12 protein-coding genes and 5 pseudogenes are annotated in these 14,841 nt (G+C 34.9%); 3 read left to right on the top strand and 14 right to left on the bottom strand.

Going from position 1 to position 14,841, the window contains the following annotated elements:
• Positions 1–193: 193 nt before the first annotated feature.
• The 6 genes and pseudogenes from ACQKNR_RS18920 to ACQKNR_RS18895 all read right to left on the bottom strand — a co-directional run.
• The gene (locus ACQKNR_RS18920; RefSeq protein ID WP_427319579.1) at positions 194–868 is read right to left on the bottom strand and encodes a response regulator; all 675 of its coding nucleotides are present in this window, start codon (positions 866–868) and stop codon (positions 194–196) included.
• On the bottom strand, positions 831–2,354 hold the full coding sequence (locus ACQKNR_RS18915) for a histidine kinase (RefSeq protein WP_427319577.1): 1,524 nt from the start codon (positions 2,352–2,354) through the stop codon (positions 831–833). Before ACQKNR_RS18915 ends, ACQKNR_RS18920 begins: the two co-directional genes overlap by 38 nt.
• Positions 2,355–2,680: 326 nt before the next feature.
• Positions 2,681–2,749 carry a YjcZ family sporulation protein gene (locus tag ACQKNR_RS18910; RefSeq protein ID WP_427319907.1) on the bottom strand — a complete coding sequence of 23 codons (69 nt, stop codon included), beginning with the start codon at positions 2,747–2,749 and terminating at the stop codon, positions 2,681–2,683.
• Positions 2,750–2,792: 43 nt separating this feature from the next.
• On the bottom strand, positions 2,793–3,290 hold the full coding sequence (locus ACQKNR_RS18905) for a DM13 domain-containing protein (RefSeq protein ID WP_427319575.1): 498 nt from the start codon (positions 3,288–3,290) through the stop codon (positions 2,793–2,795).
• A gap of 76 nt (positions 3,291–3,366) precedes the next feature.
• On the bottom strand, positions 3,367–4,446 hold the full coding sequence (locus ACQKNR_RS18900) for a sensor histidine kinase (protein ID WP_427319573.1): 1,080 nt from the start codon (positions 4,444–4,446) through the stop codon (positions 3,367–3,369).
• Positions 4,447–4,457: 11 nt separating this feature from the next.
• Positions 4,458–5,015: pseudogene (locus ACQKNR_RS18895) on the bottom strand (ketoacyl-ACP synthase III); the annotation flags it as partial.
• A gap of 147 nt (positions 5,016–5,162) precedes the next feature.
• On the opposite strand from ACQKNR_RS18895, the pseudogene ACQKNR_RS18890 reads away from it, so the two are divergent.
• Positions 5,163–5,327 (top strand): annotated as a pseudogene (locus ACQKNR_RS18890) (3-hydroxyacyl-ACP dehydratase FabZ); the annotation flags it as partial.
• Positions 5,328–5,470: 143 nt separating this feature from the next.
• Positions 5,471–6,103 carry a glycerol-3-phosphate 1-O-acyltransferase PlsY gene (gene plsY / locus ACQKNR_RS18885; protein WP_427319571.1) on the top strand — a complete coding sequence of 211 codons (633 nt, stop codon included), beginning with the start codon at positions 5,471–5,473 and terminating at the stop codon, positions 6,101–6,103.
• A 345-nt stretch (positions 6,104–6,448) separates the two neighbouring features.
• Here the strand turns inward: plsY and ACQKNR_RS18880 are convergent, their stop codons facing one another.
• The 8 genes and pseudogenes from ACQKNR_RS18880 to ACQKNR_RS18845 all read right to left on the bottom strand — a co-directional run bounded on the left by ACQKNR_RS18880 (position 6,449) and on the right by ACQKNR_RS18845 (position 13,717).
• On the bottom strand, positions 6,449–7,066 hold the full coding sequence (locus ACQKNR_RS18880) for a DUF6241 domain-containing protein (RefSeq protein WP_427319569.1): 618 nt from the start codon (positions 7,064–7,066) through the stop codon (positions 6,449–6,451).
• Between the two features lie 585 nt (positions 7,067–7,651).
• Positions 7,652–8,848 (bottom strand): FAD-dependent monooxygenase, encoded by a 1,197-nt coding sequence (locus ACQKNR_RS18875; protein ID WP_427319568.1) that lies wholly within the window; start codon positions 8,846–8,848, stop codon positions 7,652–7,654.
• Between the two features lie 182 nt (positions 8,849–9,030).
• Positions 9,031–9,096: pseudogene (locus ACQKNR_RS18870) on the bottom strand (hypothetical protein); the annotation flags it as partial.
• 136 nt (positions 9,097–9,232) lie between these two features.
• Positions 9,233–9,322, bottom strand: a pseudogene (locus tag ACQKNR_RS18865) (GNAT family N-acetyltransferase); the annotation flags it as partial.
• Positions 9,323–9,501: 179 nt separating this feature from the next.
• Positions 9,502–9,552, bottom strand: a pseudogene (locus ACQKNR_RS18860) (YjcZ family sporulation protein); the annotation flags it as partial.
• A gap of 568 nt (positions 9,553–10,120) precedes the next feature.
• Positions 10,121–11,194, bottom strand: coding sequence for an envelope stress sensor histidine kinase HitS (gene hitS, locus ACQKNR_RS18855; protein ID WP_427319566.1), 1,074 nt, complete (start codon positions 11,192–11,194; stop codon positions 10,121–10,123).
• Positions 11,191–11,868 carry an envelope stress response regulator transcription factor HitR gene (gene hitR, locus ACQKNR_RS18850; RefSeq protein WP_427319564.1) on the bottom strand — a complete coding sequence of 226 codons (678 nt, stop codon included), beginning with the start codon at positions 11,866–11,868 and terminating at the stop codon, positions 11,191–11,193. The genes hitS and hitR overlap by 4 nt, the downstream gene beginning before the upstream one ends.
• An 88-nt stretch (positions 11,869–11,956) precedes the next feature.
• On the bottom strand, positions 11,957–13,717 hold the full coding sequence (locus ACQKNR_RS18845) for an ABC transporter ATP-binding protein (RefSeq protein WP_427319562.1): 1,761 nt from the start codon (positions 13,715–13,717) through the stop codon (positions 11,957–11,959).
• Between the two features lie 273 nt (positions 13,718–13,990).
• Between ACQKNR_RS18845 and ACQKNR_RS18840 the strand changes: the two genes are divergently transcribed.
• Entirely contained in the window at positions 13,991–14,755 is a 765-nt protein-coding gene (locus tag ACQKNR_RS18840) for an alpha/beta fold hydrolase (RefSeq protein ID WP_427319560.1), read from the top strand.
• The last annotated feature ends 86 nt before the right edge of the window (positions 14,756–14,841 follow it).

Raw genomic sequence — 14,841 nt, 5'->3', positions numbered from 1 at the left:
GATGAATAAGTTCATATTATGATAAGAAAGCTAATTTGAAACGGACCTCTAGAACTGTTTATAAACAGTTCTAGAGGTCCGTTTAGTGAAGAAATTCCATAATCACATTTGTAAGGTAACAACCTGGAAATATTAAAAAATAAAAATACCAATTCCGCATAATGGAATTGGTATAAAAACCTTCTAATCTAGATTAATAATTTTTTTCCTGATTCGGACGCATAAACCCATGTTCCCAAGCAAAAACAGCAGCTTTCGTACGATCAAGCATATGCAGCTTACTTAGAATGTTACTAACATGGCCTTTAACTGTCTTTTCACTAATGAAAAGACCTTCAGCAATTTCAGCATTCGTAAGCCCTCTAGCAATCAACCTTAATACTTCTAATTCTCGTTCACTTAGCTCAGAAAACGGATTGGGAGATGTCTGTTTCGTAGCACGAATCTCATTAACAACCCGTGCAGCAACCCGTGGATGCATAATAGATTCACCTTGTACGCCTCTCCTTACAGTTTCAACCAATTTATTAGGCTCAATGTCTTTAAGTACATATGATATTGCACCTGCACGTAATGCTGGAAAAATGTATTCATCCTCATGATACGAAGTCAACACAATCACTTGAGAACGAGGACTAACTTGCTTAACTCTTCGAATGGCCTCTACACCATTGATACCTGGCATCACTAAATCCATTAGTACGATATCTGGCACAAGTTCAGTAGCTAGAGCCGTAGCCTTTTCACCATCTTCTGCTTCTCCAACTACATGAAAATCAGGTTGAATTGTGAATAGAGCATTCAATCCTTGTCTTACAATGGCATGATCATCAACAATTAAAATCGAAATCAGATCTTCCTTCCCCATTATTTATCACCTCTTCTGAATTGCAATTGACATTCGGCTTGTTACCTTCTTGAATGTCTGGTTGCTTACACTGAACAGTAATTTTCACACCTTTCTCCATCTCACTTTGGATATCAATATACCCCTTTAACGTATAAATCCGTTCACGCATAGATGACAAACCTATTCCTTGTCGATCCAGTCTTTGAATATCAAACCCGCAACCATTATCATGAATAGAAAGAGTTACAACTTCTTCACAATCTAGATGAATCATTACCATATTTGCCTGACTGTGGCGTGCAACATTATTCAGTGCCTCCTGTGTGATGCGAAAGAACGTCTCCTCAATAATGGAGGATACTTGTCGCTGTCCACTTATCTCCAAATTAACTATGATACTAGTTTGTTCTTGCCACCTCGCCGCATAATCCTTTAATGCATATGCTAAATCCTTCCCCTCAAGTGCAACAGGACGTAATTCCTGAATCAATGCACTTAACTCGTGCTGGGTTTGCTGTAACACATTCTCTGCTTTTAACAAATGCTCTTTAGCTTTGTCTTCGTCTTTTCCGATAAGGGATTTGCTAGTGTTCAGCCAGATTGATGTAGCAAATAGTTGCTGCTTAATACTATCATGTAGCTCACGAGCTAATCGATTGCGTTCCTCTAGTGTTGCTAAATCTTGACGGACTTTAAACAAAGTACGTAGTTGTTTCGCCATCTGATTCAGCTTACGTGCCAACTGCCCCAATTCATCCTTTGAAGGATCTTGTACAAATGTTGTGAAGTCTCCATGACTCCATTGATCTGTAGAATTTAATATTTTTCGGATACGACGAACGAGACTTCGAGACGTAATAATTCCAAAAGTAATACCAACAATTGCTGCACCAATAAAGAAAGCCAACATACTAAATCCAAAAAACTGAAAAGTAGCCTCCCAAAAATCACTGAGAGAAAAATGTATGTTTTCTGCTTTAACCACTAATACCCCACGAACATCCTTCTCATTTGCTAATGGAGCAACAATATATAAAATCTCATTCTTATAGTAACTATATGTTTTAAATTTACGCACTTCAGATGGTTTCAGTGACAACACTGTATATATATGCCGAGAAACTTTCGCAGGAAATTCTGCTTTATAATCAATAAACTGCGGCACATCCTCTCCAGCACTTGCAAGTAAATTCCGATTAGAATCAATGACCGCAGAAAATCCATCGAATTCAGTTCCTACTTCACTGGGCCAATCATCTAATGCTTTCTTCAGTTGACTTTGATTAATAAATGGTCCGTTAAAGTTAGAAGATATATTTTGAGCTTGTACACTTATCTGTTGTTCAAACATTCGGTCCGCATTATATTTCACTAGACTAAGTGATATAAGAAATCCCATCACTTCAAGTGTCAATAGTACACCAATGGTTGTTAATACATAAAATAAAGTCAGTTTCCACTGTAAACGGTGGAAATGTCGGCCAAAACGAGATAGAAATTTCATGTTCTTTCCTTCCTACTTAAAAATGTAGTGACCATCGTATCATTCAACTTTTACTAAAATCTCCCCTTTACTATATGATACGTTTTGTAATTTGACATTCCTCCCCTCAAGTGGCTTCTGTATATAATGCATTTTAAATTTAATTTTTCTTGATAAATCAAAGATTTCCTGGCATACTCTTAAAATTATTTGTGCATGAATATAATCTCTCCATAAACGTCCAGTAACTCCAAAATATACAAAAATTGAGAAATATAAAAAAGACACTCTTATGAGTGCCCCCCTTCTTAGCAACTAAATCCGCTGCAGCTAGCTCCAACTATGATTCATAAGATAAAGAGCACAACTAGTATGGCGAATCCGCCACCTCCGCCGCAACTACCACCATATCCCATATGAATCTCTCCTTTGAGTAAGAGGAAAATTTCAAGTTTATATTTAATTATTAAAATAAACCACACCAAAGTTTTCATTAAATCTTTTACACCAAACAGAAACCGAACCATATGCACTTACATCTATACCTTCAGGAATTTCGTAGTTTTGGTCTCCTTTATTTCCCTTTAATTTTCCTAATTCAATATACTGATAGTTTTTCACGTCTTCATTATTTTTCAAACGATTTGTAGGAACTAATACAACTCGTACATCTGGCCCATTAGATGTTGCAAAATCAGAAAGTCGTAAAACACGTTTTCCATCCGCTAATTGATGAATTTTTGCCGTTCCAGTTGTTTCATGGACACCGTTTTGAAACTGCCCTTCACTTATTACTCGATCACTTTGTTGCTTTGCTTCAGTTGATTGTATCTCTGTTTGTGGCAATGCTTCATTCACGTGCTTATCAATAAATAATTTCTCTGGTCGGAACAATGACCATAAAATCCCCAATACAATTATCAAACCACCTATAAACCATACATATTTTCTTTTCATAAAGTAAAAAACCTCCTGTAACATACTGTGTAGTAGAATGTTAACAAGAAGGTCTTTCATTTTTATAACGTAAATGTTACAAAAGTCTTTCAGCGTCCTTATTTTTTTCTGATGTGATGGGAAGAGTAAACCAAAATTCACTTCCCTGCTTACCATCTGCGCGATTCCTCACACCAATTTCCCCTTTGTGCATTTCAATCAATGATTTTGCAATAGCTAATCCAAGTCCGGATCCTCCAGATTGCGAACTTCTTGATCGATCTGTTCTAAAAAAACGTTCAAATACGCGTAATTGATCATTTGGAGAGAGTCCGATTCCTTCATCCCGCAAAGTGAATTGGACCTGTTGAGTTTGTTTATTTTCTTCTACAGTCAATTCAATTGTTCCAGAGATAGGAGAATATCGAATTGCATTATGTAATAAATTACCTATGACCCTTTCTATTTTACAAGACATAATCAAAAGTCGAGGTAATGTATCAGGAACATCCAATTGCACATGGATTTGTTTGTCTCCTAACAAGACAGAATGTGACTCTAATACATCTAATAGAACTTTATCTAAATGTGTGAAACTTGGGTGAAAATCTACTTGCTCAAACTCTAACTTTGAAAGATCAAATAAGTCGTTAATTAATCCACTTAATCTTTCTATTTCTTTTAATACCGTCGCTAAGTATTGCTTTTTCATTTCAGGATCTTCAATCAGGTTATCTTGTAATGCTTCTATCATCAATTGCATGCTAGCCATAGGTGTTCGTAAGTCGTGTGAGATATTGGTAATTAACTTCTTACGGGATTTTTCCTCTTCCTCTAACCTAGTAAACCCTTCTTCTAACTTTTTTGCCATCTGTTGAAAGGCTGTTGCTAATTCTTTAAACTCCCGTGGTTCTTGTCCAATTATATACATCGTTTCAAAGTGTCTATCACTAAATTGTTTCGTCAATTTTATTAAATTTTGTATAGATCTCATGATAGGACGTGTCATTAACCAATAAATAAACGTTGAAATAATGAATGCCCCAAATGCAATTACTGTTAATAACCGCGTTTGTTCCGGTTCAAGTAACATTTTCGTCTCACTATACCAAATAGCAATTACCATAATACTGGTACTTAATAGATTCATGAGTAACAATTGAATACGTAATCTCATGTTTCATTTCCTCCATTTGTCCCAATATGGGTAGCTATAAAGCTAGACACTTCTTCATCTTTCTCTACTAAAACAGCTGCGGCTCCATCTCCAAACAAGATACATGTAGTTCGATCTGTATAGTCTGTAATCTTAGATAAGGTTTCTGCCGTTACAATTAAAATCTTGCGATGAAGACCAGATGTAATTAAACCATTCGCCAGATGTAATCCATATGTAAAACCAGCACAAGTCGCATTGAAATCAACAGCGCCTGTATGTTGAATATTAAAATGCTCTTGTATTTGGCAGACTACACTTGGAAAAGTGTAGTCTGGCGTAGTTGTTGAAACGAGAACACAATCAACGTCGACAAGACTTTTATGATAACGTTCTACTAAGTTTTCAATAGCTTTAAAAGCTAAAGTAGAGGTATATTCGTTATCACCAGCAATTCTTCTTTCCTTCATCCCAGTTCTTTGTACAATCCATGCATCATTTGTATCTACTATTTTTTCTAAATCATCATTGGTCAACTTTTTTTCAGGTACATAGGTACCAATAGCTGTAATTCTTGCTTTTGATTGCATACATGTATCCCCCCTTTACTATTTTTACATCTAGTTATATAATCAAATAATATTACTAGGTCCTAATTATTGCCAATATTCGAACATGTAATTTTAGGAAATCAAACTAACTAAAATATCTAGCTATGGTATAAAGGAGAGAAATTCATGTTCATTATTCAACAAATTAAAGAAATTATTCCCCATCGTTATCCCCTTTTATTAATTGATAGGATCATTGAAGTAGAAGAAGGAAAGCATGCAATTTTGATTAAAAATATTGTGACTAATGAAGGATTTTTTATCGGTCGTTTTTCTGACTATTCAATCATTTAATGCATCCTTATTGTAGATGCCCTTTGAGCATGAAAAAAAGTAGAAGTTTATTGAAAAATTTTCTGGAGAAGGACAATGCTAAAACCTTGTATTAATGGAGAAATAAAAGAGATTTAGAATAATTTAAAGGGAGAAGAGTGATGATTGATATTTTAAAGATTTTTGCGGCCTTAGCTTTGGGCTACCTTTTAGGCAGCCTTAATACAGCGGTGATTGTAGGGAGAATATACGGCAAGGACATAAGAAGCCATGGAAGCAAAAGCGCCGGTCTTACCAATACTCTGAGAGTAATTGGAAAATCTGCTGCGGTCTTTGTTCTTGCGGGAGATATATTGAAAGGGATGGTTGCCTGTTATATAGGCTTGTTCCTTAGCGTTTACTTTTATTCAGGAGAGGCTAAAGATTGCGTAAGCCTTTTAGCAGCAGGCGCAGGGGCGGTTATAGGGCATAACTGGCCGGTATATTTTGGGTTTAAAGGGGGCAAGGGAGCACTTACAGCAGTGGCTGTGCTGTTTATGGTTGACTGGGTTATGGCCCTTTTATGCCTTGGCTTTTTTGTGATAATAGTAGCTTTAACCCGTTATGTCTCTTTAGGTACAATATGTGCTACATTGCTTGTTGCGGTCATTTCATTTATTCCTGTTTTTGGGAATACCTTGTATTTTTATATATTTGCATTCCTAATGGCGTTTATGGTTATTTTCAGGCATACGGAAAATATAAAAAGGCTGCTTTTAGGAACAGAAAATAAACTTATTTTTCTGCGGCGTTGAGCATGTCGTCTAAATAGAAAAAATTAGGATTATCTAACCGTTTAAGGGGTACAGCAACGATTCTTTACTTTTAGATCCACTCAAGAAAAGTGCACTTTATGGCGTACCGCCACATGCCTATCAACCTAACAGAACAGGTTGCCCTAAAAACGATAAAAATGAACTTCGGTGCTTAAAAACACATAACTTTCGTTTAGGGGGTACCTTAAAATCTTAGGTTGATAGCGATGGGGTACCACCCCACATCCATCAACTTAAGGATGTGTGACACTATCCCCAAAGGAAATACCGTATTGTAGAGTAAAAACATTGTACTTCCTAGTGGAGTGAAATTCAGTTTTATTTCTATAACTCTCCATGTTTCCACTCTTTATTATGAATATCTAATCCTGCTTGACCAAAGAAATGGAGAATAAATTCTTTTTCATCACTATCAGTTTTTTTAGCTAGTTTAGATTCCTCCACATCTTGCTTTTTTCCAGAACGTAAATAAGTAATTTCTATATAGTCTTCAACTGCAGATTCGAAATCTCCATCATACCATTTGTTCAGAATAGATTCATATTTTTGTCTTTCATCATTATTGATAACATTTAAGTTATTTTTTAGGTATTGAATGTTTTCTTTGGTCATTTGAAATTGGCCTACAAAACGGGTACCAGGAACATGAAGATTATTTCCATTGAATGTGAGTTTTTGGAGAGACATATGTATCATCATGTCATTTATAGTTTGCTCGTTTTGGATTTCTCCAATCGACTGTGCTGCTTTAGATAAATCATCTTCACTTACTATATAACTATCTTTTTGTTGCTTTTGAACGGTTTGAGCTTTCGGTTTTTCCTGAATCTTTTCTTCTAGTTTAGGTTTTGATTCAGTTACAGTCTTCTCATTTGAGCTACAAGCAGCCATACTTATAAGTAATGTACCGCATGTTAACGCCGTAAGTAACTTTCGTTTCATTTTTTCCCCTCTAATCTGTATTAGTTATTTTAAATAGTTTTTTAAAATGTAGGATTTCTCATCTCATAGTAGCAAACTGTTTATTTGTATATTATCGGATTTTGTCGAATTAAAATAAAAAAAGAGAGCCGAAGCCCTCAATGAAAATGATGGAAATAATTTACCAATGGATATTGGAGAAATTTCTCCCCTTTCTAATTTATCTTGTTTAGAAAGAATAACGTGTTTTAGTACTTAGGTATATTAAAATCTCTTAAGTTGATTCTTCCCCAAAACGAGAAAATTGGCATCTCCCGGTGAAAATGTATACGTTTTTGTTTGTCAACGTCAAGTAACTCTAAAATCAGTCTTTATTGTATATTTTGAAGTTACTTAACGTTTAGTTTTATTTCACAATCGCGTCTGATTGTGGAATATCAAAAAATATTTTTCAAGGCTTTAGGGCCTGTTTGCTCTTAGCTGTCCTGACAGGAAATATATAGTTACTGAATAATAGACAGCTTTTTTAATCGTGTCACTGGTTGTTAGCAACACTCTAGCAAATAAATTAAAAATAGACTGAAACGCCTCTCATAGCTATCCATATCAATAATCTTTCAGTTCAATCCCGTTGGCAGCTTTTGCTATCATTTTCGAAATTAACTTAAACTGCACGGTCATAAGAGTGGGCACGCGAAACATTAAATTACGTAGGGTGATTTTAAATTTTGATTTTTCAACCATGCTCTTGGCAGCCATTAGTCCTATTTTTTGATTTCTCTCAACGAAATCTCTCATTTCTTGTTCATAAGCAACAAAAGCATGAGCATAATCACCATGTGCAGCATTGAGTTCTCCAGCTAATACATAAGCCCCGACAAGCGCCAGACTAGAACCTTGACCCGAAAGAGGTGATGGGCCATACGCAGCGTCTCCTACCAATGCAATCCGCCCTTTAGACCATTTAGACATGTGAATCTGGCAAATCTCATCAAAATAAAAATCTGTCGCTTCTTTCATAGTTTTAAGTAAATGCGAAGTTTCCCAACCTGAATGGCCTAAGAAGACATTTTCTACAATGCTTTTTTGCACTTTTACATCATAGCGGTCGTACTTTAATGGTTTTGATTGGAACAAAAACATACCTTTTGCTTCAGTATTATCAAGGGCGCTATACATACCCACAGTTTTTCCTGGAATCGAATAAATAAGCGTGCAACGATCGAGGTTGAGATAATTCTCGAGGGTGAAAATCGAGATATAACAACCAAGCGTACGTTTAAATTGTGCTTCATCACCAAAAGTTAAGGTGCGTACATTAGAATGGAGCCCGTCCGCACCGATGACCAAGTCAAAAGTCTGTGGCTTGCAATGAACAAATTGAACTTCTACACCAGCTTCAGTCTCATGTACAGAGGTAATCGAATCGTCCCAAATGTATTCAACTGTATCTTTAGCTAAATCGTATAAAATATTACTAAGATCGCTACGCATGATTTCGATGTCTACCCCCTGTTGATTCCCCATACTTACTTCGCTTATTCGGCCTTCAATCTTACCTTTGTCGTTTACGAAGTGAACACCAGTGGAGTTCGTGTCAGCTGCACGAACTTGATCAAGTATCCCCATCTCCTTAAGCACCGTAATAGCTGCACCACGGATATCAACTCCGAATCCACCCGTGCGTAATGTTGGTGCACGTTCTATTACTGTCACGTTAAAGGCGTAGCGATGAAGCCAGTAAGCGAGTGCCGGTCCAGCAATGCTCGCTCCAGAAATAAGGACACGCATCGTTTGTTTCATAAGTATTTATTCACTCCTATCCTAAAATCCTTAAGCTTTTCAACCTTTAAAGTACTTATATTTTCAAGGATCATATTAGTGCTCTCTTTACATAATATTTTTACTCCTGATTATCGAGTAAAATAACCCTAAATTAACTTCGATTTCCCTTTTAGTAATCTATCCCTAATTACGCTATACCTTCAACTTTCTAATTTGCGATAGTGCAACCAGAAGCCATTATGTTTCCAAACCAGAATTTTTAGTTTATCATGTGATTAATTTCAAAAAACAAATAAACAAGAAGATACGGAGTCTAACTCAAATTCTTATTTTACAATAGCTGCTAGTCCATTAATTGATTTACTTAAACCTGTTGCCCCTTGTGCAAGATATACTTTTTCAATCGCGATTTCTAATATGTAATTTAACTAACTCGCTGGCGTCAGAATTTTTGTAAAGTCGAATATAAATTTGTTGTCCTACTAGTTTCATAACACCCTTCCAATATATTTTTATTTCCATTTTATATGTCTAATTAGGCAAAAGCATACTGTATATTTTATTCACGTCAGGTTGATATAACGTAACATTATAAACAGTTGAATATCGTCAGTAATCATTTTATACAAAAGAAAAGACACTCATATATGAGCGTCTTTTCCGATAGTTTTTTAGCAGAAGCAAGCACCCCCGACTATGATTAATAAAATAAATAATACAACTCTCCAGCAAAGCCACAACTACCACTATAGCCCATAAAAATAGTTCTTAAATAGTATTTCATGTCTTCTATTCATGGCTCTACGAAGTAACACCCTTTTAAACCATTTTATCCCCATTTTTTCATAGAGTTTTCCATCTTGTTCATAAGGCTTAATCCTATAATAATTATCATTAAATATTTTATATAATAATTTCAATATTAGTTTCCACCACCCGCAACAATAATAAGAATAATTTAAAAATTAAATCTATACCACCATTTTTATTTTCTAGGATTATGGCATAATTTATTTAACGATTCAAAAAACATCCAGTATTTTTTAAATGTTCTTACTCTTATTCTATGTGTTGGAAAGGGCTGACACGCATTCTTTTCTTATCAGCCCTTTCCAAACGAAAAAACGGCAGTCTTTTTGATTTAAAATATAAGAGGGCTATTGTTTTTTTGTTATAAAAAAGCTCTTAAAATTATTCTTAATCCGTAAATTTTAAAAAACTTTTGACTTCCAGCGTAAAATTATATAATCTTAGCTTGCTTGATGGGCATGAGGGAGCTCCCCCCTAACACTATTTTTCTTCATGATTAGGAATACGCACAATAAATTCTGTGCCCATTCTTTCCATACTCTCAACCTTTATTTCCCCCTGGTGAAGATCTACTACTTTTTTTACAATTGCCAATCCTAATCCGCTTCCTCCATGAACACGATTCCGTGAAGAATCCGCTTTATAAAAACGCTCAAAAACATGTTGCTTCTGTTCTTCTGATATACCAATCCCTGTATCATGAATACGTACCTCTACGAATTCCTCATGTTCTTTTAACTGAATTGTAATCGTACCACCACTTGGAGTAAATTTAATACTATTATGAATTAAATTAATCCACACTTGGCTCATACTTTCTTGTTCGGCAGTAATATGCACTTTCTCTAAATCAAGGTCTAACTCAATTTCTTTTTCAGCCCAGAGTGGTTCACTATTTAACACAATTTGCTTTAACTGTTGATCTAATCGATAAGTCACTCTTTCTGGTGTGTACTCTTCCGACTCTAAAAGGGTTAACTTCAGTAAATTTTGGCTCAGTTTAGATAATCTCGTTGTTTCAGTTTCAATAATTGTAAAATAATGCTTTCTTTTTTCCTCGGAAAGGCTATTATCTTGTAGCGCTCTGGCAAAACCTTTTATAGATGTTAACGGTGACTGTATTTCGTGAGAAACATCCGATACAAATTCTTGTCTCATTTTCTCCATTGCATTAAGCTCATCTGTCATATCATTTATACTTTTAACGAGTACACCAATTTCACCATCATACTTTTCTTCATTTCGTATTTTTACGGAGAAGTCTCCTTTTGCAATTTTTTGTATCGGTTCAATAATAGTCCAAATCATTGCTTCTCGCTTCGGTCTCATTAGTACTCCAATCAATATCCATATAAGAACAATAAATATAAAACTGACTATATCACTAATTAGAAAAGTAACAAAAGGCGATACGTTTATTGCAAGGGCATTCAATATACTAGATGATACATAAAATGCTGTAGACCAAATTATAGTAAGAAAAGAAAAGAGCGCTATTATAGCTCCAATTACTTTCAGCGTCTTCAACTTACTCATTCGTTCTCTTTTTCTCATTTACTTACCTCTAAGCGATACCCTAGGCCTCTTATCGTTTTAATATTAAACTTCGACTTCTCTTCTTGAAACTTTTCACGTAACCGATTAATATGAACGTCTAGTGTACGTTCATTCCCTTCAAAGTCATATCCCCATACATCTTCAATTAACTGCTCTCTCGAACAAGTTCTCCCCGCTTTAGAACCTAATGTAAAGAGTAACTCGAATTCTTTTAGCGGTAACGTAACCGTTTGTTCTCCAACGTTAACTTCAAATGTTTTACGATTTAATAATACATTTCCAACTTGAATCGATTGCGATACTGTAATTTGATAACGTTTCAATAACGCCTTTACTCTCACTACTAGTTCTATAGGATCAAATGGTTTTACAAGATAATCATCTGTTCCGAGGTGAAACCCTTTTACTTTTTGAGATGTTTCCCCTTTGGCAGTTAGCATCAAAATCGGAATATCATAGTATTTTCTTAATTCAAAACACAAATCAAACCCATCCATATTTGGCATCATAATATCAAGAATAACCATATCAACTTTCACTTCGTCTATTTTCTGAAGTGCATCTAGACCATCAATTGCCTCATATGTTTGAAAACCTTCTCGTTCTAAAAATACAGAAACGAGTTCTCTAATGTGCGGATCGTCGTCTACTATTAAAATTTTTGGTATCAAAGGAACCATTTCCTTTCTACTTAGCATCCTTTATATAATTTATAAAAATGAATAATCAGTGGAGTACAATCCCCACTGATTATTCATCTTATAATGCGCCTTCTTTAATTTTCAATTGTTGCGTTGCAAATTCACGATACATATCATGTGTACGTAATAATTCATCATGCGAGCCACTTCCTGTAAGATTCCCTTTTTCAATAAAGACAATTTTATCTGCATCTACAACAGTAGAAAGCCTATGTGCAATAACTAAAGTTGTTCTACCTTTCATTAAGTTATTTAACGCCTTTTGAACGACAGACTCTGATTTACTATCCAGACTTGAAGTCGCTTCATCTAACATAAGGATTTGTGGATTTCGAAGTAACGCTCGAGCAATCGCTATTCGTTGTCTTTGTCCTCCAGAAAGCTTCACACCACGCTCTCCAACTTCTGTCGTATACCCGTTTGGTAAATCATGAATAAATGCATCAACATAAGCCATCGCTGCTACTCTTTCGATTTCTTCATCAGTCACTTCACCTTCAACACCGTAACAAATATTATCACGAATCGTCCCATCAATTAACGGACTATCTTGTGAAACGTAACCAATTTGACGTCGCCATGACTGTAATGAATAGCTCGTAATTGATTCTTCACCTAATTTAATGGCACCACTAGTCGGCTCGTAAAAACGTTCTAATAATGAGAATAACGTCGTTTTCCCGCTACCGCTTGGACCTACAATCGCTGTTACTTTTCCAGATTCAATTGTGAAATCAATATTTTTTAATACTTTCTCATCTTCGTTATACTCAAAATGTACATTTTCAATTACTATCGGCTGCTTAGCATTCGAAACCTTCACACCAGTTTCATGGTCTTCTACTTCATACTCTAAAATCGTATTAATTCTTTCAGTTGCACCAATCGCCTTTTGGAACTGAGTAAAGAACATAGACAATTGACTCATCGGCATAATGATTTGAACTAAATATAAAATAAACGCTACAAGTTCACCTGTTGTTAATGCACCACTAGAAACTCGCATTCCACCGTAGCCTACGATAATAACAAGTAATGCCATTAATACAAACGACATAACTGGTGAAATTAAAGCTTGCACTTTTCCTTCTTTCAAACCAAATTGCAATAACTTTTGGATACCTTTATTACCAGTTTCATATTCTCTTTTTTCTGTATTTGAAGATTTCACTAAGCGAATTTCTGATAATACTTGCGTTAACACACTTGTAAAAGAGGCTGTTTCATCTTGAAGTGCTTTTGAAATCTTATACATTTTTCGTCCAAGCGGAACTAAAATTAGTACAGATAGTGGAATAACCGTTAAAAGTAAAGCAGTCATTTTCCAATCTAAAACAAATAATACAATTAATGATCCAATTATTGAAATACCGCCAGTTAATAAGTTTGACAAGTGCTCAGAAATTAATGTTTTCACAACACCTGTATCATTTGTCATACGACTAATTGTATCACCTGTTCTATTCTGATCGTAATAAGATACCGGTAGAATAAGCACCTTTTTCCACAAGCGTTCCCTTAGTCCCGCAACAATCTTCTGTCCAATATAATTTAATAAATATATAGACAATCCTGCAGCAATAGTTTGCATAATAAAGAAGGCAACTAGCCCAACAATTTGTCCTGTACTAATTGACGAAAGCGAAAAATTATCCACTAACCCTTTTGTTAACATCGGAATAAATAAACTCGCTCCCGTAGAAAGCAAACTCATTAATAACGCAAAAACAAGAATCCCTTTTGGAGGATTTGTATCTTGAATAAGGCGTAAAAACTGCCTCCAATTCCCTTTTTTCTTCATTTCATTTCTAACTTCCACTCATGTTCATCTCCTCGTGTTAAGCCAAACTGTTCTTTCTAAAACTAGAATACAATACAAATGTAAACTGAATGTAAACACACTTTTTCTATTTTTACAAAATATACATACAAACTCATCTTTACAACAGATATAAACATCTGATATTATTACCTGGTACTTATATTATTCTATGTGAATTATAGACTACGCATAGAAAATATATAACGAATTTTATCAATTAGCCAATTTAAAATACTATATAAATCTCCAGCATTGAAAGGAGTATCCTTTTTGCAAACAAATAAACATTCCGAAAAGGAAACAATCATTTTTATTCATGGATTAGTTGGAAATCGCCGCGCCTTCAAAAAAGAGCATAAACGATTTTCTGCTTCCTACAACATTATAACTTATGACTTATTAGGTCACGGTGAAGATAAAGGAGAAGATATTGAATTTTCATTGCAGCGGCTCGTAGATCAATTATTAAACTTGTATGAAAAAGAGGGAATTAAAGAGGCTCATATTTGCGCTCTAAGCTACGGCTGTTATATCTCTACAATTTTTGCACAAATGCACCCTGAAAAAGTATTAAGCATTTGTCATATTGGTGGACATTATAATAATCCTTCCCTTTTATATAACGTGTTTCAAAAGTTTTGGGAAAAGCGAGGAGATGAATATTCCACTTGGCTTTCTCAATATGCAAATACAATTTTCCCAAGCGGAATATTAAAGGCAAATCCGTTCGCTGTTATTTCACGAAATATTTATTATCGCTTTGGGTTACAATTACACTCGTCTATAATTGCTCAATCATTACGTCATCGCTTAGAATTCGACTTAAAATCAAAATTAAAAGGACTTCCTCACCCTATATTATGGGTAATGGGTGAACATGATCATCTCTATAAATCTTGTCTTTTTGATTTAAAGTCTATTCTTCCAAATGTTTTATATAAAGAAATTCCATTGGCTGGACATGCAGCAAATTTGTTTCGTCCAAACTACTTCCATGATTTATATGCTAAATTTTTGCATGGAAATTTGAAATAAATACTACTCTATATTTCTAGTTTATATAACTATGAAAAAGGCTTCCCAAGTTTCCCTGGAAAGCCTTTTCTCTATACGAAAAGTAG

The organism is Bacillus sp. NPDC094077 (assembly GCF_050279465.1).
Classification (GTDB): domain Bacteria; phylum Bacillota; class Bacilli; order Bacillales; family Bacillaceae_G; genus Bacillus_A.
Note: the sequence above shows the minus strand (reverse complement) of the source record. Positions and strands in the feature narration are given on the sequence as shown.